The organism is Vibrio coralliilyticus ATCC BAA-450 (assembly GCF_000176135.1).
GTDB classification, from domain to species: domain Bacteria; phylum Pseudomonadota; class Gammaproteobacteria; order Enterobacterales; family Vibrionaceae; genus Vibrio; species Vibrio coralliilyticus.
In genome coordinates this window covers 291,487-317,231 of record NZ_ACZN01000018.1, presented here as the reverse complement: position 1 = coordinate 317,231, position 25,745 = coordinate 291,487, and the positions used below count along the sequence as shown (strand labels likewise).

Here is a 25,745-nt window from a genome sequence, read left to right as displayed (position 1 = left end):
TAATAAAAAAGTGGCATTTTCAGCCGCCAACTATACTGCATTTAACAATTCAATGACAGGGTAGTAACCTTACAGTCGGTCAGGTTTTGACCTTTTATTTTAAAACTTTGAAGTTTGTTACACGGAGAACCGTACCGAATGGCAGCCGAAAAACTCACACGTGGTCGTTTTGCTCAAATAATCATCATGTTAACCCTTTTAATTACTGCGTTTATTTGGCGAACAATGGCCTACAAAGAGCAAGGAAATGTGGAATGTGAGTTGAAACCAAGTTGTACTTTTAATGTTAAAAATAGTTCTATCAATGCCGTTTTGGAAGGCTCAAAACTGGTAGTGGAAAAACCGACAGGAAATTGGCAGTTAACCAGTGAAAATTCCCTGCTAAAAGTCGAAAGTAAAGAGAAAAGTTGGGAGGTTGAACTCTCATCAAAAGAAGATTTTGAACTAACACTTCAAGATCTCGAAGAAGCAAATATTATTGGTGTTAAGTTCCGCCTTTAAATTTTATATCAATCTAATATACCTAGATTGTCTTTTTGTTTAGATATATTTACTGTTTCTATTTATGGCCATTCGCCCTCTATATAAGAGCGAATGGCCTTTTCTTTGAGGATTTCTAAGTCAGCAAATTATTATTCACTTTGTGTGATTTTTTCACTGAAATTATCGTAGCTAACGTTAGCTGGTTGATTGGAATGAAAAGCCACCTTTAAGTTCTGTGTTGAGTTATACGGAATAGTGATCAGTGTTGATTCGGCCTCATACTTTATGTCTATAGCGTTAACGAACGATTGGATTGCGTGACTGTTTCTTAATGGCAGTATCAAAGAGACAATTTTAAATGACTCGCTTGTGCCAAGTGATTTTGAAGCGCTAAACCATTCCCTTTCTTCATTGTCCCAAATGTTTCTGCTCAGTTTCACCTCAACGTCTTCATCGGAAGCTTCAAACACCAATAAGGTATCGAGTTGCTGTAGCTCTCCTGAGGGTAAGTCTGTTGGTAGCATTTTTTGTTGCCCTTTAAGAAGAACCCAGTTGTTACCTTGTGACGATTTTAGTTGCGGTAATACCTGATAAAGGGCGCCGCCGATATGATCTCCTGAGTAGGTTGGTGTAGTAGATAGCGTGTCCAATACCACTAAAACGCCATTGTGGAGTAACACGGTTTCACGCTTAGCAACTACATCTTCGTATTGGTAGCGGCGATATTTAACTACGCCATAGGCTGCGTCATCAGAGAGTTGTTGTGCACTATATTCTTCAATCTCATAGCCAGATGAAGGTTCATAGTTCATGACTTGCTTAAACCGTTCATTATCTCCGGGTGCTGATACTTCCTTTGAAGGATAAGGTGCTGAGGGATATTCATATTGAGTAGGATTGATGTATATCCCATTGGTTTTATTGGCTTCAGCCCACCGTTTCATTCTGGTTACAGTATGAGCACCATTGAAGTTGTGATTATCGATACCAGAACGATGGTCATGTGCGGCTTTATGTTGGGTATAGCTCAAATCCATCAACATATAAGGTGCTCTTGGGTGATGCCCAGTTGAAAGTACCAGCTTATCTTGGACATCTACGTAGTTTGTATCACCGCGGCCAAGTAATAGTCCGTCATACTCACAACAAGAGGTTATGCGAGGAGTAGTACGAGACAGTACGTCTCCAGTGTTTGGTTTAGCTAACTCGATATTGAATGCATCAATGCCCGCCGGCCAAAGATCTGGTGAATAGTCACTGCCTGAAAATGGACCATGGTCTTGATAAAGAAAAGCCTGGTATTTGCGCGCCATGTAAAGGTAATGAGGATGATGCCACAAGCGGTAGCTCATTTTTAAAACCCACGGAAGGTTAGCCCCAGCAGATATTTTTATCTGACCGGAAGAAATACTCTCCATCGATTTTCCCCATTTCGCAGATTGACCACTCGGCATCACTGTTCTCGAAATACGATCTATGATTCTTAGCAGATGCTCAGACTGAATTACATCCTGTTCAAGGCCATGCCTTAACGCCATATTCAAAATGATTTGGAAGCCGGTGCTGTTGTCGTAGTGTGGTGAGTTGTCACCGTCGTATGACATTTGGGTGACGTTGTGCCAGAAGGAATGAAAAGCTTCTTTCATATTTGGAAACTTGCTCGTGCTTTTGTAGAGCAAAGCTACGGTTGATGCTACGTCCATGGCAAACACTTCTTTATTGTAACCAGTGGTGTAATACGCCCCCTTATAGTAGGGATCGATCCCTTCAAGATAGCGAGTAACGAAGTCCTCGAATTGGGTACGGAAGCGTATTGATTCTTCGGTATTATCATGAAATGCTCCAAGCATATAGAGTCCCCAAGCGTAGTCCATGTATCGACGAATGGGAGTGACTTGCTTAAGGTCGTTGACTTTGCCGTCACTCTCAACAATGACTCGCTCAGCTTCAACGCGCGCAAGTTCCCCCTCTGCATAGAGTCGACTAACTGTGTCACCTCTCCAATGGGGGAAAAAAGATTCATCAGTTATCAACATGATTAGAGTTCGAAGCGCAGATTTTGAATCATCCTGTTCGTTATTCTTGGCGATCAGCGCATCGATCAGTTGTTGGCTATGACCAAGCCTGTCTTGCTCAAATAAGTAAGCAATATATTGATTACGAATATTCTTGAGCTTTACTTCACGTGCGAGGATCTCTTCATCGCTTTCGAAATGAGGTACATAGTCCATTGGAAATAGGTGGGGGACAGATTCTGGTTTCTGCTTTGGCGAATTTACTAACTCATCAAGTTGATTTCGATCACCATCTTTTGGCGTTTCTTCCATATCTAAATCGTGGTCGAGGCTGAAGATAAAGCGATCAAGTGCGAAACCTTTTTCCCGGTCTCGGATTGAAAACGTAAGAACCCTTCCTACGTCTTGCTGAGTGACGGTGAAATCATTGTTGACTCGATACCAAAAGAATTTTCCCTCAGAAGGGTTGCTCTCTGGATTGGATTCACCATCACTATCCTGAGATTGACGGCTGCCATGTTGAACAAAACCTCCTCCATCAAATTCGTTCGCGTAGAAAAATGAATCTTCTCCGCCGTAGGAAGACCCATTGTCTTTTTCAAACATAGAGCGTCGGTAATAAAGGCGATAAGTTCCGGGTGTTTGAAAAACGACTTGGTACTCAACGGTTGATTGGTTCATGTCATACTCGTAGCGAAAATCGGCTAGCAAAGCGCGGTTTTCTGAAGCGGGATAGGCTGAATTTTCGGGTAAGACTGAAGTGCCAAATTCGGAGGTGAATTCGTCGATTGAGACAACGTTGAAACCGTCATTGTCTCCGTTGTGCCGAATAATGTTGTGGTAGTCCTCCGCTTCGAAAGCGAGGTAGTGCGTGTCAGTATCCTGATAAGAAGGGCTTGCATTGGTCAACCACGCCATGGTGGTTGCGACTAGCCCTAGACTAAGCGTACGTATATTCATCTTCATATGTCCTCTAAGGTTTACTTAGCTTTAAAGGATATGTCGAAGATTCAGAAGTGATTGATTATAAAAACTTATATCTCCATTTTTATTCAATTCCATGTCACTTATATCTCAGGTCCTGACCTGATACTAAGCAATGGCTATCTAGTGCAAACTCACCATGTAACCATCGTTGGGAGGTGTTTATGGCCTTACTGGATAATCCAATTCAACTGATCGCAGTATTATTTTTCATGTCACTTTTGCCATTGTTTGCGGTCATGGGCACATCATTTTTAAAACTTTCGATCGTGCTGTCCATGTTGCGAAATGCTCTGGGTATTCAGCAAATCCCGCCTAATATGGCAATTTATGGTTTAGCGCTAATTCTGACGATGTTTACGATGGCGCCTGTTGGTTTAGCTATACGAGATAATTTGGCCGCGCATCCTGTGGATTGGGCGTCACCGGAAGTGTTTAGCCAAATCAGTGATCAGATCATCGCGCCATATCATCAATTTCTCAGCCACAACACTAGTGATACCCAAATTCAGTTCTTCTCTGAGATTGGGCACAAAATCTGGCCTGAACAATACCAAAGCGAGCTATCCAAAGATTCACTGCTGGTCATGGTCCCGGCGTTTACCATGAGCCAATTGATTGAAGCGTTCAAAATTGGTTTCTTGCTTTATTTGCCGTTTGTCGCCATCGACTTGATCGTTTCTAACATCTTACTAGCGATGGGCATGATGATGGTATCGCCAATGACGATTGCTTTACCGTTCAAGCTATTGATTTTCATACTAATGGGTGGTTGGGACAAACTGATTGGTCAACTGATGGGGTCTTTCTCATGAACGAAGCGGTGATTATCCATTTTACGTCTGAGTTGCTTTGGTTAGTACTGATCCTTTCTTTACCTGTGGTCGTCGTGGCTTCTGCGGTGGGGATTCTGGTGAGTTTGTTTCAGGCACTGACGCAGATACAAGACCAGTCTTTACAATTCCTTATCAAGTTGGTGGCTGTCTGCATCACACTTGCTGTGAGCTATCACTGGATGGGGAGCACTCTACTTAACTACGCTGGATTGGCTTTCGATCAGATTGGATACATAGGGGGCTAAATGGCAACCCTGATGCAATATGTTCCGATTCTTGCACTTTGCATGATGCGACCACTGGGCATGATGATAATGCTACCGCTTTTCAAAGGTGGAGCGATGGGAAGCGGGTTGATTCGCAATACACTGGTACTGATGTTCGCACTGCCCATCATCCCGATGATGCAAGCTCACCCAGTTAACTTTGCAGCTAAACCATTAACAGAACTAATATTCATTTACGGTGAAGAGCTCTTAATTGGCCTGATTGTTGGTTTCTGTGCTGCCATTCCATTCTGGGCGATTGATATGGCCGGATTTGTTATCGATACAATGCGTGGTGCATCGATGTCGACGGTACTCAACCCGTTGATGGGGTTACAATCCTCAGTGTTTGGTATGTTCTTCACACAGATACTCGGAGTGTTATTTCTGGTATCTGGTGGTTTTAACGCCTTGTTAACCGCTCTATACCAGTCCTATACCGTGTTACCTCCTGAGTCAGCCTTGTCTTTTAATCAGGACCTGCTGTCATTTATCAGCCAACAGTGGCAGATGATGTCTGACATGTGCTTGAGTTTTGCACTGCCTGCAATGGTCGTCATGATCATGGTGGATGTTGCACTTGGCTTGGTTAACCGGTCTGTTGAGCAACTCAACGTGTTTTTCCTATCGATGCCCATAAAAAGCATTTTAGTCGTCTTTCTACTTTTGGTGAGCATGCATTTCGCACTGTCTCACTACCTCAATCAAATAAATCAGTTTGAAAGCAACATCTCAACACTGTTCCAATTATTTAAGGGCTAGGTATGGCTGAGAAAACCGAAAAACCAACCCAAAAACGCTTGCGTGATGCGCGAAAAAAAGGCCAAGTCATCAAAAGCAATGAGATTGTGACAGGCTTTCAGATGGCAGTGATTCTTGGTTACTTCATTATTGAAGGACAAGGCATGATGGAGGCGATTTGGAAAATGATCGATCTCGCCATCACTTCTATCGATTTGCCACTTAAAGTAGCGGCAGAAACCGTTGTTGCGGCGTTTGTTTATATCCTTATTCGATTTATTGCGGGGTTGGTCTTTATTCTGGTAATTACCGTCGCGTTTAGCTGCATGGTTCAGACAGGACCTGTTTGGGCATCTGAAAGCTTAAAACCAAGTTTTAACAAAGTGAATGTCATCAACAATGCAAAGAACATCTTCTCAATGAAAAGCTTGTTTGAGCTGTGTAAGAACATGCTCAAGATTTTGGTGCTCAGTTTGGTCTTTTATTACCTGCTGCATCAGCATGTGAATATGTTCCAGTATTTACCTACATGTGGTGTAGATTGCGGTGTTGAGATCATTTTTACGCTGATCAAATGGCTGTGGGGCGCCTTCCTTGTTTGTTACCTTGTCTTTTCCGTTGGGGATTACGCTTTCGTTCATTTCCAGACAATGAAACAGCTCAAGATGTCGAAAGAAGACACTAAACAGGAATACAAGGAAACAGAAGGTAACCCTGAAGTGAAGCAAAAACGTCGCGAACTGCAAAGAGAAACAGCGAACGGCTCGTTGGTTTCTAATGTGAAAAAATCGACAGTCATTGTCCGAAACCCTACGCACATTGCGGTATGCCTCTATTACCAACCGGGTGAAACACCGTTGCCATTGGTTTTAGACAAAGCGCAAGAACATATGGCTCTGCATGTTGTTGAAATGGCGGAGAAACATGAGGTTCCGCTGGTTGAAAACATTCCGCTAGCACGTGCCTTGTATCACCAGGTAGAGCCCGGTCAGGTCATTCCAGAATCATTGTTTGAGCCTGTTGCTGAGTTACTTCGCGTGGTGATGAACGTCTCTTACGACGATGGAGAAGACTAAACGCGCCCTGCGATCTGCCTCGTTATGAGAACCCATGTCACTTAAATGAAAAACGCCCTTGATAACTTCACGTTGAATGATAGATTGAATATCGATAACAACAATAAATTCGTAGCAGTTTGGTTATATTGAACCTTATATGCATCGATTTCTGACGTGGAGAATGACGATGACATTTGGCGAGTATTCACATTTAAAAATCTTGGTCGTGGATGATCATGACCTTATATTCGACGGTTTAAAAAGCTGCCTTTCTCCATATCCAAATTTGGAGTTAGTAGGATTCGTGACAGATGGGCTAGGGGTATACGAGGAGTGTCTTAAGCTCAAGCCTGATATGGTCTTCATGGACCTTAACCTACCGGGCATGTCCGGTGTCGAGGCAATTCGACAGTTACGTAAACGTTGGCCGGATATAATGATCATCGTATTGACGGCCTCTGAAGAAGAGCGCAAAGCACGAGAAGCGTTAGATGCCGGTTCAAACGGTTACGTTTTGAAAAATGGTTCTAAGAGTACATTGCTCGCTGCAATAAAGAGTGTGACACGAGGCAAGAGTTTCCTCGACCCAGCTTTGGATGCCAAACATATTGAGGCATTAAGTGGTGTTGAAGAGGGGGATATCCCGGTTTTAACTCCGCGGGAAAAACAGGTACTCAAATTGATCTTCGAAGGCAAACGTAATCGAGACATTGCTGAAGCTTTGTTGATTGGTCTGAAAACCGTAGAAACCCATCGGATGAACATCATGCGTAAGCTAGACGCCCACAATGTTGCCGATTTAATGAAATGGGCGCATAGGATGGGTATCTAATATAGATAAAGTTTAACGAAACGGCGAACTCAGCATTTACTGAGTTCGCCGTTTTTTATGCTTAATTGGTTAGGCACAAGGTTGTGTGTTTAACCCTTTTACAAGCCGAGTCTGACAAAGCCAAAGCACGGGTAAAACGCAGAGTGCAGTCGTGATGATATCTGAAAACGTATGATAGTGTTGGTACATCATCAAAATGGCATAGGCGATCATAGACGCCACGCTGACCCATTTTAGTGCTTTGCTATGGGTAAACAGATAGGTGACGAACACCAGTGCTAACGCAGTGTGGGTGCTATAGTCCATCCCGAATGAAGGCCAAATTTGGAAATAGTTATCTGCAAACATCAGTGCATAGATGTACAGCGTTGATACTAAAGTTGCGAGCAGCTGCTTAGTACCGGTTCTCAAACCAGACCTAAAACCCGTAATCAGGATTACGATTAGGCTAATGCAACCTATAAGTGGAATGTAGGCATCAGCAATTGCGTCCCATTGTTCGTATGTCATATTTTCCTACTTCGCTATGAACGTGATTGATAGTTTTCTAAAGCGCGGAGCAGCGGATCAAGTTTTTCGCTTTCAATATGATTGGTTTGCTCCAATTGCTTTTCTAGATCGGCAGCAGCGCTCGAAACATCATTGATACCAGCAAGACCAGCACTTCCTTTTACGTTATGTAATATGTCTCTGAGTTCTTGCCAATTCTGATCCGCTAAGCTCTCACGGGCAGCTTGAGCCATATCTTTGAAATGATTAGCGAGTCGTTGGGTAAATTCGTCTTCGGCGAAATCCATAATAGGGGTATCTGAGTCTGTATTGATATCTGGCTGCATGTCACGATCTATCTGAATTTCTGCCGCAACATCAAGAGCTTTTGCCAGCTCCTTCAATGAAACAGGTTTGGTGAGATAGCCGTTCATCAGGTGCATAGACTGATCGTGTTCCGAGTGATTGGCGTTCGCCGTTAATGCCATAATAGGGCAGTCGGTATCGAGAATAGTCTCGCTTTCACGCCAGAGTTGCGTCGCTTGATAGCCGTCGATGCCTGGCATACGAATATCCATTAATACTAGATCGAAGATATGGCGCTCGCCGGTTTGCAACGCTAGCTCACCGCTCTCCACACAAATCACTTCTTGGCCTAGTTCAACCAACATTTTGGTGATGATATCGCGATTGGTTTCAACATCATCAACCAAGAGTACTTTCAACTTCCAAGGCAACATCTCCTTGGCGGGAACGGTGGTTTTCTCAGTTGAAATACCATGCTGAATTTCGTACAAACGCTTCCAAAGTCGCCAAGGCAGATAATTGAGTTCATCATTTTGAAGTGATTCCGAGTGTTTATTGACACACTCTCCGCCCCAAAGTGAAATCTGTGTATGTAGATTTTCTGGCGCATCAATGACGCCTTGTTTAAGGCGTAGTCGCATGCCAGGCTCAGTCAGTGGCATAGCGAAAATAAATGTTGAACCCACACCAAGCTCACTTTTCAAAGACAAACTACCACCCATGATGCTGGCAAGTTTGCGAGAAATAGGTAGCCCCAGTCCGGTGCCAACCTGATGCTGGGAAGATTGTCTGAATGGTTCGAAAACTTCATCCAGCTTATTAGCTGCAATACCGGGCCCTGTATCTTCGACAGTGAAATATAACATGTCATCTTCGCTATCAATGTAGAGAAAAATGTGTCCTTGCTCTGTGAACTTTGCCGCGTTGCCGAGTAGGTTAACCAGTACTTGCCTTACTCGGATTGGATCGAATATGCAGCTTTCAGGAATGTTATCGGCAACAACGGTTTTTAACTCAACAGGCTTGTTGATGACATTAGACTGAATCGTCAGCATAGCTTCATCGACCACTTTGAGAAGGGGATTGCTAGCAAGATTAAGCTCAATTTGATCTGCTTCAATTCTGGAAAAATCGAGCAGGTTGTTGATGATGCTGAGTAGGGATTTAGCACACGTATAAGCCGTATTTCTTAAGTCAGCTTGTTGTTCATTCATCTGAGTATTGCGAAGTAACTCAAGCGAACCCGTGATGCCATTCAAAGGCGTACGTAGTTCATGGCTGATGTTTGTCAGATGCTCGCTTTTTCGCGCGGTCGCCTTTTCAGCCAGTTGTTTTGCATGAGCAAGCTCAACGGTTCGTTGTTCAACTTTAGACTCAAGCTCGTCATAGCTGGATTTAATCGTATCGAGCAACATGTTGTAAGCGCGAGCGATATCGCCAAGTTCATCTTTCCTAGATTCTGGTAAGCGTCTAGAAAACGTTGGCTGACGGTCACTTTTAATGATGCCGACAAATTTACGGATGGTTTGGGCTAGTGATTTCCACAAGATCCACAACATGACTAGAATCATTACAGCAAAAGAAACCAGCGACCATTTGAGCTCGTTGTAGAACGGTGTGTAAGCCATCTTCTCAATTCTTGATTTGGGCACCATGGAAATCTGCAACCAATCAGGGCCATCGATGAACTTACTGACGACATAATAATTGTCGGTTTCAAAAAACTCTCCAACATTTTCTACGCCACCGGCTTTCATGATTTGGTTATTCAACTGAGCTTTGGTTGGTTCGTCCGGTTTAGACTGACCATGAAACGGTACAACGCCTTCTGGTGTAAGAAACACATTTTGGTCGCCTTTGGTATAAACATTGGAGACAGTGACGACGTCTTTAATGTCAATGGCGAAGCCAACCTGACGCGCCATTTCATCTTCCGGATTTAAGGTGTAACTAAGGAGAATGTAGACGCTGTTTCTACTGGCATCGTATTTGGGTTCACTCCAGCGAAAACCGTCTTCCGTATCAAGTTGAGAAAGGTCGATGATCTCATTGACTCGTTGATCAAGGTGAGAACGTTCAATTTCTGAAGCAGCATAAATAGAGACTTGCCTGTCCGGCTCAATAATAAAGCTATCTACATAACGCTGCTGGCCTGCGATGCCAAAGGTTTGTAGCGCCCAAAGTTGTTTGCGTTCTATAGGTAGGTTGGTATCGCCGATATTGAACTGATGGGCAACTAATTCAGCGTTAGAGTCCACTTCCATGGTCTGGAACTGCTCAAGGCGCTGCTCAAATTGCTCGGTATCATCCTTCGCTTGAGCAAAAAGACTGCGATTCATCTGCGCTCGAATCTCACTGATTTGGTCGTAACTCTTCAGCGTTTGCTTTAAGGTTCCGTTGTAGGTGTTATCGAATGCATTTATCTGAATCAGTACCCATAGACCGACAAACACCGATATAAAAGCAATGGTGAGTTTGGTCACCAGTGAAGAATTCCAACGAGTTTTCATGTCTACTCCTGTAGTCATTGATTTTTAACGCAATCATTTCAAGATTCGCTCTTTCTACCTTAGCGTGAAGCATCACGTAAGATCCATCTTTACCTTGATGTAGATAATAAAACTTTTCCCCTCAGGTGAGACTAAGGTGTTCACCTGATACCGAACAAAAACCTCTCGATACATACTGAATTCGAAATCAGAGAAAGAGGTTCTCAATGATCGAACGTTTAATTGCTATGGGGTATCTGGATAGCGCATCAGATGACAGCCAGTGGCAAGGCCAATGCGCAAGCAGAAGACTTCGATGGCTGCAGTCAGAGCATTACGTGACGATCGGTATGCAAATTGAGCCACCACAAAACCGCCTTTGGTCAACGCAAGCGTCTCTTGTGCTCGCTGTATGTGAAGAAGGCTGGGATTGCAGCCTAGAAAGTCGTGATGATGAGTGGGTATTGTGGCGCTGCTACCCAAATAAGCTTGACGACGAAGCACTGATTTCCTCTATAAAAATGCAACTGGCACTGTCCAGATATCTGGAGCAAGAGTTGTTGAAGCCTGTTCCAGCCAGCAAACCTCGTATTTGGAGGAGCAAACTATGAAGAAATTACTATGCTGGTTACTTCTTTTAACGATCAACTTTGCTCATGCTGCGCCGATATCAGCGGTTCAATGGCATGGTGAACCGTTTGTATTCTATAGCCGTGGAACGCCTTTGAAGTCAGTGATTGAAGAAGTGGGCAAGAACTATGGAATCCCGATGGAAGTCAGCAGCCAGATTAGCGAGTCTTTCAGTGGTCAAATAGATGGTCAGACACCAAAGCAGATCCTAACCATGCTTGCGCAGCAGTACGGCTTAGTCTGGTACTATGACGGGGATTTATTGCATGTAAACAAGGCGAGAGAGGTCACCAATGAGGTAATTTCTCTGTCTTCACTCTCTAATCAGGAAGCGACGCGCTACATCGCGAAAGCGGGTTTCATTGACAAAGTAGCGTGTGAGGTAACATCTATTTCAGGCTTGCACGCAATCCAAGTCAATGGGGTTCCGGCATGTGTAAATACAGTGAGTAAGTATGTTCAGCAACTGGACAACGATTCTAAGCAACATGCGCAATCACAGAAGTCGGTCAAAATCTTCCCACTGAAATACGCGTCTGCAACAGACACCGTATATAGCTACCGTAGCCAAGACGTCACGATACCAGGTGTGGTCTCTGTGCTTAAACAAATGGAGCAAGATGAAGGACCTGATGCCAGTAATCAAGGCACAACCAGTTTTTCAGCAGACTCACGGCAAAACGCTGTGATCATTCGAACCAACAAAATGGATATGGCGATGTATGCTTCTCTGATAAAGCAATTGGACATCACGCCAACCATGATTGAAGTTTCAGTCACCATTATTGATGTTGACACTTCGGACTTTAATCAACTCGGTATCGATTGGTCTGCCGCCGCGAAGTTTGGCGGAGGGAGTGTCACCTTCAACCAAGGTAGCTTGAGCAGCGATAACTTCTCAACGGTGATTGGCAACACTGGCAACTTCATGGTTAGACTCAATGCACTAGAGCAGAACTCAAAAGCAAAGGTGTTATCAAGACCTTCCGTTGTCACACTCAACAATGTTCAAGCGGTGTTGGACAAAAACGTAACCTTCTATACCAAGATTGAAGGAGAGAAGGTGGCTAAGTTGGAATCCGTAACTACAGGTTCGCTTTTAAGAGTGACACCAAGACTGGTCAATGAGAATAACTTTAAAAAAGTGATGCTGTCACTAAACATTCAAGATGGCCAACAAGCAAAGCCCGTGAGTAGTAAAGATCCATTACCTCAGGTTGAGAACTCAGAGATTGCAACGCAAGCCACGCTAAAAACCGGTGAGAGTCTATTGTTGGGCGGTTTCGTTCAGGACAAAGACCATACCGTAGAAAACAAAATTCCATTACTGGGTGATATCCCACTACTAGGAGGACTTTTCCGTAGTACAGACCACAGCAAGCAAAGCGTTATGCGTCTGTTCTTAATTAAGGCAGAACCCGTCAATCAATAAGTGGGAGTGGCTATGGAAAATAGTACCAAGCTCTTATGGCTCACAGGCCCAATGCAAGGTAGAGAACTGAGATTACCTCAGGGCGATCTATCAATGGGGCCTAGCGGCGACATCATGGTGCCACTTGCTGAGCGTGAGTTATTGAATATCAGGGTTGATGAAAAAGGTGTGTTTGTCAGGGATACAGTTAAAGTCTGGGCAAATGGCTCTCTGGCAAATACCGAAGAAGCCTTACCGATGGGAGAACCGATAGAAATTTGTGGTGTCGGCCTGGTTATAGGAAAGGCAGAGCAAGCATTAGAGTGGCAAAAGTTACCGGCGCATGTAAAAAACAGCCAAAGCAGATGGAGAAAGGTGGTGTTGCTGGCAATGACACTGATTACCATCGTTCTAATGGCATTTACCTTGATGTTACCGGCTAAAACACAACCCGTGTTCGACCCGCAATTATGGTTACAACACCAACTCAATGTTCCGGCATTACATCAGGTTGAAGGAAACTGGAGCCCTGATGGAGTAGTGACGCTGACAGGTTACTGCGACAACTCAACCGCCATGGCCAAGTTAAAAGAAGGGTTGAAACTGCATTCGATACGTTTCACCAACTCCGCGGTTTGTACCGATACATTGATCAGCAACGTTGAGTCGGTATTGAGCGCAAATGGTTATCAGAACATCAATGTTCTTCCATCACGAAGAATGGGTGAAGTCAGAATTTCAGGTGCGATTCAATCTGGTGAAAAGTGGGACAAAGTGACTCGTGAATTAGAACAAGTTCAAGGGCTTAAACACTGGCAAGTGGCAAACGATATTGGTGGCTATGTGCAAAAATTCATTGAAGCACTTAGAGACAAAGGGCTACTTCAAGGCCTGATGGTGGAACGTCGTCAAGACAGCATCATGGTAACGGGGCAGTTTCAAGATGATGTCCGCAGTCAGATTCGCCAGGTGAGTAGTGAGTTGATGGCGAACACAGGCCAAAGCATTGATGTCCGATTTGAGAACATCCCAGTAAGGGACAATTTATCCCGTTATCTGTCTGGGCAAATCGTCAGTTTTGGTGGTAACAGCAGCCACCCATTTGTGGAGCTTAGCAACGGAACTCGACTTAAATTGAACAGCAAACTCGATAGCGGTTATGTGGTAAGTCACATTGATTTGAAAGGGCTAGACCTCAGTCGAGATGGCGAACTTATACACATACCATTCATTTTATAGGAGGCGTTATGGCTCGAATTACACAACTGGAATCCACGCTTAAGGAGAATCCTGAAAGCAAAGACGAATTGATTTCTCAGTTAGAAGCGGCTCGAAATGAGTTGAATAAAGGATCAAAACAGACTGCGGAAAGTCTCTACCATGCCATTTACGCTGCTCAAGACGTGATCAGTATTTTGGCTAAGCGATATCAGTAACAAGCTCTATACATCAAACGAACTCTACCGTACCACTTTAAAAACCGGAGAAAATTATGGATACATTCAACGACATTAAATCCGTAATGGATGACCTCAACAGCCGTCGCAGTATGCTTGCTGAACAAATGAAGGAATTCGAACAACTGCAGAGTGAAATTCAGGTTTTGGCCGAAAAATCTGCGCACGATCCAGATGCACGTAGAAAATTAGAAAAGCTGAATCAGGCATTTCCCGAGGGTTTTCAAAACTCTCAGCAAGCCATTATGTCGAAAGTGACCCAGCTTGAGAGCAACTTTAAAAGCTTGGAGGAAGGGTTCAAAACCATGGGAGATTCCGAAGATCAGCAGCCGGAATCATCTCCTAAGCCCAAAAAACGAGTGTTAAAGAAATATATGTAACTCTCTAAAGTTCATCTCTTATTCGTCAATGACCACTGTGGTCCCTTACCGGTATAGCGATATTGTTATGCCGGTTTTTTTGTAACTGTTTTAATATTTGAAAATATATTCAACAAACTGGTCGAACCACCAATTTGTACTGGTTGGGGATATTAGAAATAAAAAGATCAAACGGGCGGTAATATAGAATTACAAACTGAGATGCTAAATGGTGATTTTCCAATTTAGAACCCAGCTTGTAGTAATAACCTATTAATAAGAGGAAAATATTATGGCTGTTAATCTTAATGATACATCAGGTACTCAAGGTACTAGCATCATCAACTCTCAACAAAGTGAAGATATTAAAAATACTATTGCATCACGTGGTGACACTGTACTTTCCGGTGGTATCGCTGTGCTGTATATGTTCATGAATCTACTGTCTGAAATGGCTGACGCCAAATACTCTCAGATGCAGAAAAAATCTGAAGTGTCACGTACCGCTCAGGACATGGCAAACCGTGTCGATGAAAAAGTCGCGGAAGCTGCTAAAGAAGGCGATAAAGCGACAAGACAACTGTCTCCTGAAGTAATTAACTACATGAGAGACAACGGGTTCACCGTCGATGGCAAGACCATTGATAAATACCTAGAAGCTAACGGTAAGGACCTAGATCAGGGCAAACTCAAAGCGGTTAAAGCCTCGCTAGAAACCGTATCGAACCGAGCGTCAGATTTCGTTTCACAATCTCAACTTCAATTACAAAAATTGATGCAGACATACAACGTGACCGTCAGCCTTTTAAATAGCATGCAAACCATGTTAGCTGAAATGAATAAATCCATCGCTCAGAATATTCGTTAATTATTTAAACGATAAATCTGTTCAATAAAATAATAGTAAGGAGTTGTTATGCTTCAAGTCGATAACAGCGTGAGTGCTCCTTTGTCTAAAGAAAATGACAAAGTAGAAATTGAAAATGCTATTAAAGGCGATAGCGTATTATCAGGTGGCGTTGCGGTATTATATTTATTCATGAATCTTCTGTCTGAATTAGCTGATGCTAAATACGGTCAGATGCAAGCCAAAGCGGATGTATCTCGCTCTGCTCAGGACATGGCTAACCGTGTAGACGAAGTGATTGCCCGAGTCGCTAAAGAGGGCGACAAAGCAACAGGTCAGCTACCACCTGAAGTCGTGAAGTATATGAAGGACAATGGTTTCTCAGTTGACGGTAAGTCTATTAGTGACTACCTCAAAACCAACGATCCATCAGCTAAATATCTCGACAAACTGAAAGCAAAAATTGACGCCAGTGGCCCAGAGGGTATGCAGTCATACAGCTGGCAGGACGTTGTGACTTATATGGATCAACATGGCATTAAGGTCGATGGAAAGCGGGCTTGCGATTACATCTGGAGCCTACCTGAAGTGGGCTATATGTCTGGTCAGCGTATCAACAAAGAACACATGCAGCACATCGCAGACACTCTGCAAGCAGCCGGTGGACTGGATCAGGGCAAACTCAAAGCGGTAAAAGCGGCACTCGACACAGTCTCTAACCGTGCGTCCGATTTCGTTTCCCAATCACAGCTACAGCTTCAGAAAATCATGCAAACCTACAATGTCACTGTCAGCCTGCTGAACAGCATGCAAACCATGCTGGCAGAGATGAACAAGTCCATTGCTCAAAACATCCGATAGGGGGCCGTTATGGTAGAGAAAGAATTTGAAACCTTGCAGACATTCTTGCAACAAGGCGGCTCGTTAAAAATGTTGGCTGACGTTGAAGAGAAAGATCTCGATCTTCTGTATCGATACGGAACCCAGCTAATGAACTACGGGGACTACGAAGGTGCCAAGCGAATCTTCTATTTACTAATGAAAATTGATCAGTGGAACTTTGATTACTTCTTTGCACTAGGCACATGCTGCCAGCAACTCAAAGAACACGAAGAAGCGATTTTCTGTTTTGGTCGTGCAGGCATCGTCAAAGTGGAAGACCCTCGTAGCCCTTACTATGCAGGCAATAACTATCTTGCCGTTGGCAATAAAGAGTACGCCATTAAATCTTACAAAGCGGCATTACGCGTATGCGATTGTCACCCAGACGGGGTTTGGGATGAAATAGCCGAGAAGGCCAACAAAGCCTTAGCTCAATTTACTCAGGAGGTGCATCATGACTAGTGTTAACTTCAATACCCAAATGCCAGTAACGGGCACTTCGGAAACTGAGCGTCTTGATAAAAGTAAGGAAACCAAAGCACGTTTGCCTTCGTCTGGAACACCGGGTGGTCTTGTTGATGTAATTGACCGCGAAACAAAAACGGGCGTGGTCAGCTCAGACATAGCAAGTCAGGCATTGCAGCGCGTACTATCGGCATTTCATAAGGGTGACAACGTCACAGTAAGTCAGCTAGAAAAAGCTTCCATGAACGACATGGTTCTTATGGCAGCCAATCTAGGACTTAAAACCTTTGGTGATACAGCGAATGCAGCAGCTAAAGCCAGTCGACTAATGACGGATACTCAAGCCGTACTCCGTGATCAGCAAGTCAAAGAGTTCCAGGAACAGCTCGCTAAGCGAATCGAGCAAGCAGAGAAAGCCCATAAAGGCGGTATCTTCGGTGCGATCTTCGACTGGATTGTCGGTGCTGTGGAAGCCATTGTCGGCGTATTCAAACTGATTGAAGGTGCCGCGCGAATAGCCGTAGGAGATGTTGCAGGTGGGGCATTGGATATGGCTAGTGGCGCGGCTTACCTCACTGCAGGCATTGCCGGAATGGTCAAAGCCGCTGCGGAAACGGCAATTCTGTGTGGAGCGGACAAAGAGAAATGTCAGAAAGTCATTGATGTCGCCGGTAAAGTGCAGTTGGGTGCCGAGATCGTGGGCATGGCACTGGATATCTTCCAGGCAGGCCGAGCTATTTCAGCCACTCGCTCTATCGCCAAAGGCACTGAAACCGCAATGAAAGAAGCCGCACCGAAGCTAGTCGAAAGTATCGGTAAAGGCTCGACTCAAGAAGTCACAAACATTGCGCAGCAAGTCGGTAAACAAGTCTCCGAACAAGTGGCAGAGCAGGTCAGCAAACAGTTGATGAGCGGCGTGAGCAAAGGAGTAGAGCAAGTCGCTGAACGGGGTGGCCAAATTGCTAAGTCTTTAGGTAAAGCGTTCAGTGAAGAGGCGATTCAGCAACTCGTGACTAAGTCGGTAGAAAAAGCGGCAACTGCGGCCATCGAGAAAGGTGCCCAGATTACCGCCCAAGAGATCACTAAACAGGTCACTACTATGGTGCGCAATGAAGTCATTAAAACGGTCATCAAAGCGTGTACCTATACCTCACTTGATCTTATTCGTGCATCAGCCGGGTCTGGCAAAGCCATCACCAGCGGCATTGTGACTGAAGAAAAAGCCAAACTTCAAAAACAAATTGAAGATTTGATCCTGAAACAAAACCTGATGGAGTTCTGCTACGACTGGTACGACAAAGCCAAAGAACAGCAATCCAAAACCATCAAAGATTTAGTTGATAAACAAGGCGACACCTTAGATGGTGCAAGCAAAGTGATCAATGAAACAGGCATGTTACAGGCTCGCATTGCCACATCAGCAGTGTAGCTAAGGGGGAAATTATGAGTGAAGTACAAGTTTCAAATAACGCACCAGTGAATGCAGCAAGCTCTACGAGCTACGACCATGATGTCTCTGGCAGTGAAGCGATGGATGCGATTGCTCAGCTTAACGAACTGATTGTAAAACTGGCAGAGATCTTTAAAAAACTGCGCAACGTGCTCCAAGAGTATAACCAGAAGCAGCAATTGCTTGGATGGGATGTGCAAAAAGCGTCGATGGACACTAAACGAGATGCAATTAAGAGTGCTTTTGAATCTGCAGCTTGGTCCGGTGGCTTACAGATCCTGTCAGGGGTCGTAGGTATGGTCGGTGTGGGTGCAACGTCAAAATTTGGCGAAGGTGCGACACACCTAGGTCAGGCACTCGGAAAAAGTGTTGATGGCGCTGGCTCTATGGTTTCAGCTTCCATTACTAAAGACGCTGAGATGGAAAAAATGGACGGCGAATTCAAAGCAATGAACGCCCAAAACTACGCCAAAAATGTAAACGAACTCAGTGATAAAGCACGTCAAATCTCAGAGCAGATGCGTTCATTGGTCAAAGAGTTAGTTGAACTTCATGGGCGCATCGCATCAGCGGTTCACAACTAATCCGTTCTTTACGTAAACCAAATGTAGGGCACCGTTCATTCGGTGCCTTACCGATGATGGAATATCTCATGACAAATACAAATTTCCTTCCAGTCGACATTAATCAAGTTGCCGAATCCATCCAGGACGTCGTTAACGGGCATAAAACTCTGGCGCAATTAAATGGTGTTGAAGAGTCAGAATTAGATCAGGCATATCAAAGCGCACTGGAGCAATATCAAGAAGAAGATATGTCCGGTGCTCTGACACATTTTACTTATCTGGTGATGAACAATCCTTGGCGACGCGAATACATGTTTGGTATGGCCTCCACGCTGCACGCGTTAGATCAATTTGAACATGCGCTGATCTTCTACGGTTATTCGACCTTAATGAATGCATGTGACGCTGGGGTGACCTTCAGAATGGGTCAATGTTATCTATCGCTGGAAAAGCATTCAGAAGCTGTAGATGCGTTGCACACCTGTATTGAGCAAAGCTTTATTATTCCGGAGCAACCGGAGATTCGTGCGCTTGCTCAGTCATTACTCGATGAGATTACTCAATAACAAGTAGTAGGAGTATTACCATGCCAATAGAGATTTCTTCTCAACAGCTTGCTGGCCTCAATTATTTAGACTTAGAGATGCCGAAATCTTCCCCAAAGCAAGAGGCAAGAAGCTTTGATATTTCACAAGTGCCTTTACAAAGCCAAGCGGATACGGTCGATCATCTAGATTTAGCCATCACACCAGCTCAGAAAGAGTATTTAAGCAATCATGAAACCTCGACGACAGAATCAAAACAACTGCTCGAAAAATCGACGGCTCTCTATGATCAGGCTAAGAAAGCTGGGGTAGACGTAGCAAAATGTACATTCTTTAAAGAGCTGTTTAACGTTGCGATAGCGGGAGTGGGACTAGGGTTGGCTATTGCGGCAACTGTCTTTAGTGGTGGACTAGGAGTGCCACTTGTCGCTGCGGCGGGAGTGGCATTTGCGCTAGCGGTTTCCGATGCAGGCTGTGCAGCCGCAGATTGGTATAGCAAAGCACATGGTGGTGAAGGGCTGAAAATGGGCTCAGATACCATCTCGAATTTAACGTATAAACTGCTTGAAAAAATGGGCATGAATGACGACAGAGCGCAGTACTGGTCCAAAGCCACCTCGGCTGTACTAAGACTTGGGCTGACAGTAGGCACACTATTCGCTGGCACTGTTTCTGTGCCGTCCGTGCTTGGTACCGCTGGCAGTGTTATGTCGACGACTAAGCTAGCCAAACTTGGGGCTGGTGCAGCAGGGGACAAGATACTGGGCTTTAACTTAGACAATACCAAGAAGGCGAAGGAAAAAGCGGACAACGAACTCAAACAGCATAAAGATAAGATCAAATCCCAACTTACAGTTGAAGTGATGTCTGGTGCGACGTCTATGAGGACGTCAGATATGTCTAGCAAAATTTCCGGCCTGTCTACGAAGGTGTCTGGTTTGTCTGATGAGCTGACCTCAGTTAAGCAAGAGCGGGATGATCGTACCCGTGAAGTTCAAGACAAAGACGAAAAACTTCACCTAGCTAGTGAGAAAGCTAAGCAACAGGAGCAGTCTCACGCAATGTTGTTGGCCGCGAAAAATGCGGCTAATGCTTCGTTAAGAAAGGATTTAGAAAAGAGAAATCAAGTCATTGATAACTTTCAACAGAAACTAAATCAATTGATGCTTTCAGATGATGTGAGCCCTGATATTCGTCAACTTGCTCTTCTGCTTCAGTAAACAGTCAACGATAGGAAATCAATCTGGGCTTAGAATAATCTAGCCCAGATATAATCCCGACAGGTTTCTCTAACTCATCTTTGAGCAAAATCATTTAGGATAAAAGTTTACTCATAACCTGAAAATATGAGCTATACAAACATTCTTAATCAATAAGAAGCTCTAATAATAATCTTTATTTGATCTAAATTTTGATGGAAACAACTGAGTTTTACCAATATCTTAAAACTAAATTAAATCAGCACCTTACCTTGCACAACTAAATAGAATATACCAATCTTATTTCATAAGCTCGGATAAGGATTGTGTATGCCCGTTACATCAGTACAAAGCAAAGGGGTTGTAAGGAAAGTCTTACTGCCTTCTTTACTTATTAACCTCTTGTCATTAGCCGTTCCATTAACGGTCCTCCAGATCTACGATCGCATTCTTCCCAATCAAAGTTATGGTACGGCTACACTGCTTTTAGCGGGGGCGACACTAGCCGTAGCCATGGAAGCACTCATACGTTTTGTTCGTACTTGGCTTTTGTCTGCGGCGGCCAGCAATACCGAAAAAGCCACTTACCAAACTTTAGTTGAAAGGGTCACGACTGCATCATCAGGACACCTTCGTAAGCTCGGTGTGGGTGGTGTCGAAGAGGGGCTAGGATCGGTATCCAAAGTTAAGGATTGGTACTCTGGTGGAATAATCTCTGGATTTATCGATCTGCCTTTTGCATTGATCTTTCTGGGTCTGGTGGCTTATATCGGCGGTGAGCTGGTGGCGATACCTGTGGCAGTTTGGCTTGTCACGCTCGGTATTGTTTGGCTGTCTTCTATCCGCGTGAAAAGTTTAAGTGAAGAAGCTTCTAAAGATGAGCAAGAAAGAAAAGCCTTCTTGATCATTCTTAGCCAAACTATTCAGGGTATTAAACGTCAGGCTGTTGAATCTCGAATTTTTAATCAGTTTAAATCGCTCAATAATGTCCGATCTCAATCCAAAGCCAAAGAAGAAGAGCAGAATGCTTTCGCTCAAGAGTGTATTCAGCTTGCTGCGCTTGCGACTTCTGTTTTGTTGGTGATTACCGGGAGCTTGTGGGTATTGGATGGCCAATTGACCACGGGGGGGTTAGCAGCATGCTCCATCTTATCGGGTAGAGCTGTTGCGCCTCTGAGCGCTCTGGTTGGGGTTCGAATCAAGCTTAATTCAATCCATAGTGCTAATCAGGCAATTGAAAAGTTAGGGGACTTGTCACTGCGTGATTCTGATGGTTCTGAGCTGAACTTCTCTGGCTTTGAGACTTTAGAAATCAAGCAAGCCACTGTTGAAAGATATGGTGAACTCGCTAGTGCGGATGTGACGCTAAATAAAGGTCAACTGGTGCTGTTAGAGAGTGAAGATCGCCATACCAACAGTCACTTACTCTCTTCGATAGCAGGGGTTGATGATTTAGCCGCGGGTGAGTGCTTCATTAATGGCGAAGCTGTTTCTATTGCGTCTGTCGCTCAAGCTACAGCTTACTGCGGGGTTAAAGGGCAGTTAGTCTCAGGTACGATTCTGGACAATTTGTGTGGCTTTGATCCTGAGAGAACACAAAGCGCCAATGCTTACGCTGTCCGCTTGGGATTAACCAAAGAAATTACCCGTTTACCTGATGGGTTAGAAACACAAATCGGCCATACAAGTGCCTCTTTGTTGAGTATGGGCAATATTAAAATGCTCAATATTGCGGCTCAATTAGCGAGTGGCAAGCCCGTTATCATGCTAGAAAGACCGGATTCGTCGCTCGACCTCAATGCTCTCGGTAACCTGGTTAAGGTGCTGGAAGAAGAAGTATTGGCAGGGCGAACCATATTGATGGTGAGCTATCATGCAAAACTTCGCGAAATAGCGAGTCGAACAATTAGAGTAGAAAACGGTTCGATTGCCGAAGACAGTTCTACTCAGCAGGAGGTCATTGCATGAATCGTTTAGATGCTAATCGCCATGGCGAAATAGACGGTCAACATGAGCCGATGAACCGACTGGAAACTGAAAGCCTTTCTGTGCTCAGGGAGTTGGAAGTAAATGCGAATATCCAACTGTTCGCGCGCCAATGGGTTGATGAGAACGGAATTGAATCAATAGATGATATGTTTGCCCTGTTTGATAGGCTTGCCTTGCCATATCGCTTGGTTGCTAACCTAGATGAAGTCGGCGATCACAAATTAGTTCTCCTAGTTCTTAGTGAAAGTGAATTGGTTTCTGGTTACTTGGAGTCAAAACAGTTTGTGGCTGTTGATGGCAATGAAGACGTTTCAGAAGCTCCTCAATTTTGCATTGTGATCGAAGGGGCGCCATTGGAGAAGGCTACTCCGGATTGGGTTGGTGAACGGTTACATGCTTTTCGTCCTATCATTCCTAAATTGCTCTTGGTCAGCTTTGTCACCAATCTATTTGCTCTCGCAGTGCCATTCATCACGATGTCGATCTATGACCATGTAATCGGTGGCGATGCTGGGCACGAACTGCAAGGTATTGCCATTGGGGCTGCTTTGTTGTTTGTGATGATGGGCTGGTTAAGAACATTGCGTAGTCGAGTGTTTGCTTCTGTGTCCAACCGAGTCAGCCGCGAGATATCTCAATCCCTTGTGCAGCGATTATTAAGAAATAGCTATGCGCAAAACCAGCAAACTGCCTCGTCTAGTCAGCAAAACCAAGTGATGTTATCTGAGCGTATTTCAGGTGTGTTATCAGGACCACTCGGTAATGCGTTGTTTGATTTACCTTTCATTGCCATTTTTGTCCTTGCTATAGGTGTGCTAGGTGGATGGCTGGTACTGGTTCCAATCGTCTCTTTGGTCCTGTATTACCTGTTAGCTAAGCGCTCAATACGTTCGAGTAGTAAGCGCTCAATGCAATCGACGGTAGCCGGCACGAATCGTCAAAATATGGCGAATGAGTTGTCTTCCAAGCTTGCCTTTATTCGTAGTGCTGGGTTTTCAGAGCACTGGATCCAACGTTTCCAAAAGGCCAATCTGCTTGCCTCTACAGTGACGTTCAATCAAGCGGTTCTGCAAAGTCGATACACCTCGATATATTATTTCATCGGAGTGGGCTCAACATTGGCTGTCATGGGCTTAGGTATTGGACTTATTTTCGAGCAAGTGATGACGCCCGGTGGTTTGATTGCATCAATGATGTTGATTTCCAAAGTGACAGGGCCTGCGCAAGTGCTGGCAAACAGCGCGATGCGTTTTAATAGCTTTAATCAATCTAAGCTGCAGGTAAATCGTATTCTGTCTCAGCCGTCTGAACGTGAATTCAGTTACCAGCATCACCCATTGCCAACGGTCGCTCCGAACTTGAAGTTAGATCAAGTGACTCTCCGTTACCCTAAACAAAGTCGCCCTGCATTGAATGGGGTAAGTTTTGATGTTGAAGCGGGCGATATTGTGGCGATCACCGGCCCTTCAGGCAGTGGTAAATCGACACTAATTGAAGTGTTGTCCGGTTTACTGCCTATTCAAAACGGCATGGTTGAGCTGAAAGGGGTAAACCTTGCTCAGTATGATCCACAGCTTTATCGACACTGGTGTTTCATTCGCGCGGCTTACCCCGACTTACTCACCTTGAGTATTCGAGAGTGGTTAAGCGATGGGCATAAAGTTGAAGAGCAGAAAATGATAGCTGCCATTGATATGGTTGGGGGCAAGCGCTGGTTCTCCACATTACCTGACGGACTGGATACCTCTATCAGCAGCATCCAGCCGGATAGCCTGTTTGACATGTTGTCAGGTACTGTCGCTCAGATCCTCATTGACGCCAAAGCTTTGGTGTATGACTACCCCATGTTCCTAATGGATAACCCGGTGCCTGATGGCCATCCCAATGCTAAACGTGTATTTGGTGAGTTCTTAGCAACGAAGAAAGGAAAAGCAACGGTGATATATACGTCACATGATCCTGACTTGATTAAGCTTGCTGATAAAGTCGTGGTGTTAGACGAGGGGGCTGTGGTTTATGCAGGTCCTCTGGAGCAGCCATCCGAGTCTCAAGAGCAGCAGTTATCTGACACACAAGAGTTACCAAAGCAAAAAGTAGAGTCAAAGCAAGGAGTCGCTAATGGCTAAAAAACCTATCGAGACTGGCAAGCGTTACGGCGAGCTTGTTGAATCACAAAATACAGCTCGAACATTGGCGTTAGCGACATGGTCAGTTGCCTTGTGTGTCATTGCTTTTGTCACTTGGTCTGTGGTCACTCAAGTGGATGAAATCGCTAAAGCAAAGGGGGCGGTGATTCCTGAAGGGGAAAAGCAAGTGTTACAAAGCGCCATTGGCGGCAAGTTAAAGCAAATTCTTGTTAAAGAAGGTCAATTGGTAGAGAAAGGGCAACCACTTGTTGAATTTGACGCTACCTTCCAGCGCACAGCCCTAGAAGAGTTGAAATCTCAACAAGTAACCTTACTTGCGAGTATCGAGCGGATGAACGCTTTGCTAGATGACCGTGAGCCGAATTTTGGAGAATTTGAAATTGATTTCCCGGAGATCGTTAGCCAACAAAAGGCGCAGTTAAATGCTCAAAAAGGGCTCTACTATCAAAAGCGCATTGTGTTGGAAAAGGACAGTGAGCAAATTGCAGAGCAGCTTCGTGTCGTAGAAAAGTCTCTACCTAGCTACGACAAAGAGCTGAATGCGACTAAGCAAGAGCTGAACATCTTGGAAAAAGGCAATAAAGCCGGGAACATCTCTCGTTTACGTGTACTTGAAATGCGTCAAAAGTTGGCCAGCATAGAGCAGAAAATTGAAGAAGCTCGCGGCAAGAAGTCGGTTCTGATTAAACAGGCAGACAGCAATGAGCAAAAAATCGAACAACTTCTTGCAGAAGCCAAAGCAAAAGTAAGTGACGATCGATCCAAAGCAGTATCAGATTTGTCGGCACTTAATGCACGAGTGCGTTCAAGCCAAGCGAAATTGACGAACACCATGTTAGTGTCACCACTACAAGGCTTAGTGCAAAGCCTACCAAGTACGCAGAACGGTGGCGTTATTCAACCGGGTGGCACTGTAGTTGAGATTGTCCCTGTCGGCGGAAAAGCGGATTTTAAAGCTCGTTTATCACCGAGGGATATTGGTTTCGTGAACGTAGGTCAGCCAACTCGAATTAAGATTGATGCGTTTGATTACAGCCGTTTTGGTGCTTTAAAAGGGGAGGTTGAGAGTATTTCACCAACAACAAGCCAAAGTGAACGAGGTGAAATCTATTATGAGGTTGTGGTGTCTGTTGAAACGCCATACTTCCGTGATAACCCTGAAAGCTTTTCTATTCTTCCCGGTATGACGGGAGAGGTAGACATTACGACGGGCGAGAAGTCAGTATTCCAATACCTTTGGAAGCCGATCTATACCAATATTAGTGTTGCATTCGGAGAAAGGTAACTTGAAGAGTCACA

The 25,745-nt window shown here is 44.5% G+C and carries 24 protein-coding genes; 21 read left to right on the top strand and 3 right to left on the bottom strand.

Translation table 11 applies throughout. The features are described 5' to 3' along the window. Nucleotides 1-138 precede the first annotated feature (138 nt). Nucleotides 139-501, top strand: coding sequence for a hypothetical protein (locus VIC_RS20835; protein ID WP_006962257.1), 363 nt, complete (start codon nt 139-141; stop codon nt 499-501). Nucleotides 502-632: 131 nt separating this feature from the next. Here VIC_RS20835 and VIC_RS20830 read toward each other — a convergent pair whose 3' ends face one another. Continuing rightward, a complete protein-coding gene (locus VIC_RS20830) occupies nt 633-3,458 on the bottom strand; it encodes a hypothetical protein (protein WP_006962256.1) in 2,826 nt (941 codons plus the stop codon). 188 nt (nt 3,459-3,646) lie between these two features. Between VIC_RS20830 and sctR the strand changes: the two genes are divergently transcribed. The 5 genes from sctR to VIC_RS20805 all read left to right on the top strand — a co-directional run bounded on the left by sctR (nt 3,647) and on the right by VIC_RS20805 (nt 7,215). Beyond that, on the top strand, nt 3,647-4,297 hold the full coding sequence (gene sctR / locus VIC_RS20825) for a type III secretion system export apparatus subunit SctR (protein WP_006962255.1): 651 nt from the start codon (nt 3,647-3,649) through the stop codon (nt 4,295-4,297). Further along, on the top strand, nt 4,294-4,563 hold the full coding sequence (locus tag VIC_RS20820; protein ID WP_006962254.1) for an EscS/YscS/HrcS family type III secretion system export apparatus protein: 270 nt from the start codon (nt 4,294-4,296) through the stop codon (nt 4,561-4,563). The genes sctR and VIC_RS20820 overlap by 4 nt, the downstream gene beginning before the upstream one ends. Beyond that, nucleotides 4,564-5,346 (top strand): type III secretion system export apparatus subunit SctT, encoded by a 783-nt coding sequence (sctT, locus tag VIC_RS20815; RefSeq protein WP_039952418.1) that lies wholly within the window; start codon nt 4,564-4,566, stop codon nt 5,344-5,346. 2 nt (nt 5,347-5,348) lie between these two features. Further along, on the top strand, nt 5,349-6,401 hold the full coding sequence (locus tag VIC_RS20810; RefSeq protein ID WP_006962252.1) for an EscU/YscU/HrcU family type III secretion system export apparatus switch protein: 1,053 nt from the start codon (nt 5,349-5,351) through the stop codon (nt 6,399-6,401). A gap of 139 nt (nt 6,402-6,540) precedes the next feature. Further along, the gene (locus VIC_RS20805) at nt 6,541-7,215 is read left to right on the top strand and encodes a two component system response regulator (RefSeq protein ID WP_236612199.1); all 675 of its coding nucleotides are present in this window, start codon (nt 6,541-6,543) and stop codon (nt 7,213-7,215) included. A gap of 69 nt (nt 7,216-7,284) precedes the next feature. Here the strand turns inward: VIC_RS20805 and VIC_RS20800 are convergent, their stop codons facing one another. Further along, a complete protein-coding gene (locus tag VIC_RS20800) occupies nt 7,285-7,725 on the bottom strand; it encodes a membrane protein (RefSeq protein ID WP_039952411.1) in 441 nt (146 codons plus the stop codon). Nucleotides 7,726-7,739: 14 nt separating this feature from the next. Further along, nucleotides 7,740-10,520 (bottom strand): two component system sensor kinase, encoded by a 2,781-nt coding sequence (locus VIC_RS20795; RefSeq protein WP_006962250.1) that lies wholly within the window; start codon nt 10,518-10,520, stop codon nt 7,740-7,742. A gap of 206 nt (nt 10,521-10,726) precedes the next feature. On the opposite strand from VIC_RS20795, the gene VIC_RS20790 reads away from it, so the two are divergent. From VIC_RS20790 to VIC_RS20720, 15 genes are all read left to right on the top strand, one after another. After that, complete coding sequence (locus tag VIC_RS20790) at nt 10,727-11,110, top strand: hypothetical protein (protein ID WP_006962249.1); 384 nt, start codon at nt 10,727-10,729, stop codon at nt 11,108-11,110. Continuing rightward, nucleotides 11,107-12,561 carry an EscC/YscC/HrcC family type III secretion system outer membrane ring protein gene (locus VIC_RS20785; RefSeq protein ID WP_006962248.1) on the top strand — a complete coding sequence of 485 codons (1,455 nt, stop codon included), beginning with the start codon at nt 11,107-11,109 and terminating at the stop codon, nt 12,559-12,561. The genes VIC_RS20790 and VIC_RS20785 overlap by 4 nt, the downstream gene beginning before the upstream one ends. Nucleotides 12,562-12,573: 12 nt before the next feature. Continuing rightward, entirely contained in the window at nt 12,574-13,779 is a 1,206-nt protein-coding gene (sctD, locus tag VIC_RS20780; RefSeq protein ID WP_039952405.1) for a type III secretion system inner membrane ring subunit SctD, read from the top strand. A gap of 8 nt (nt 13,780-13,787) precedes the next feature. After that, nucleotides 13,788-13,976 carry an EscE/YscE/SsaE family type III secretion system needle protein co-chaperone gene (locus tag VIC_RS20775; RefSeq protein WP_006962246.1) on the top strand — a complete coding sequence of 63 codons (189 nt, stop codon included), beginning with the start codon at nt 13,788-13,790 and terminating at the stop codon, nt 13,974-13,976. A 56-nt stretch (nt 13,977-14,032) separates the two neighbouring features. Then, a complete protein-coding gene (locus tag VIC_RS20770) occupies nt 14,033-14,377 on the top strand; it encodes a hypothetical protein (RefSeq protein WP_006962245.1) in 345 nt (114 codons plus the stop codon). 271 nt (nt 14,378-14,648) lie between these two features. Beyond that, nucleotides 14,649-15,224, top strand: a complete 576-nt coding sequence (gene sseB / locus VIC_RS20765; RefSeq protein ID WP_006962244.1) for a type III secretion system translocon protein SseB — start codon at nt 14,649-14,651, stop codon at nt 15,222-15,224. A gap of 48 nt (nt 15,225-15,272) precedes the next feature. After that, complete coding sequence (locus VIC_RS20760) at nt 15,273-16,064, top strand: secretion protein EspA (protein ID WP_006962243.1); 792 nt, start codon at nt 15,273-15,275, stop codon at nt 16,062-16,064. A gap of 9 nt (nt 16,065-16,073) precedes the next feature. Continuing rightward, nucleotides 16,074-16,547, top strand: coding sequence for a SycD/LcrH family type III secretion system chaperone (locus VIC_RS20755; RefSeq protein ID WP_006962242.1), 474 nt, complete (start codon nt 16,074-16,076; stop codon nt 16,545-16,547). Beyond that, complete coding sequence (locus VIC_RS20750; RefSeq protein ID WP_006962241.1) at nt 16,540-17,979, top strand: type III secretion system translocon protein; 1,440 nt, start codon at nt 16,540-16,542, stop codon at nt 17,977-17,979. The genes VIC_RS20755 and VIC_RS20750 overlap by 8 nt, the downstream gene beginning before the upstream one ends. A gap of 14 nt (nt 17,980-17,993) precedes the next feature. Then, nucleotides 17,994-18,584: a type III secretion system translocon protein SseD gene (gene sseD / locus VIC_RS20745; RefSeq protein ID WP_006962240.1), complete on the top strand. Its 591-nt coding sequence runs from the start codon at nt 17,994-17,996 to the stop codon at nt 18,582-18,584. Nucleotides 18,585-18,652: 68 nt separating this feature from the next. Beyond that, the gene (locus tag VIC_RS20740) at nt 18,653-19,132 is read left to right on the top strand and encodes a hypothetical protein (RefSeq protein WP_006962239.1); all 480 of its coding nucleotides are present in this window, start codon (nt 18,653-18,655) and stop codon (nt 19,130-19,132) included. 20 nt (nt 19,133-19,152) lie between these two features. Beyond that, a complete protein-coding gene (locus VIC_RS20735; protein WP_006962238.1) occupies nt 19,153-20,331 on the top strand; it encodes a hypothetical protein in 1,179 nt (392 codons plus the stop codon). A gap of 309 nt (nt 20,332-20,640) precedes the next feature. Then, on the top strand, nt 20,641-22,278 hold the full coding sequence (locus VIC_RS20730) for an ABC transporter transmembrane domain-containing protein (RefSeq protein ID WP_039952400.1): 1,638 nt from the start codon (nt 20,641-20,643) through the stop codon (nt 22,276-22,278). Continuing rightward, entirely contained in the window at nt 22,275-24,425 is a 2,151-nt protein-coding gene (locus VIC_RS20725; RefSeq protein ID WP_006962236.1) for a peptidase domain-containing ABC transporter, read from the top strand. The genes VIC_RS20730 and VIC_RS20725 overlap by 4 nt, the downstream gene beginning before the upstream one ends. Further along, complete coding sequence (locus tag VIC_RS20720; protein WP_006962235.1) at nt 24,418-25,731, top strand: HlyD family type I secretion periplasmic adaptor subunit; 1,314 nt, start codon at nt 24,418-24,420, stop codon at nt 25,729-25,731. The genes VIC_RS20725 and VIC_RS20720 overlap by 8 nt, the downstream gene beginning before the upstream one ends. Nucleotides 25,732-25,745 lie beyond the last annotated feature (14 nt).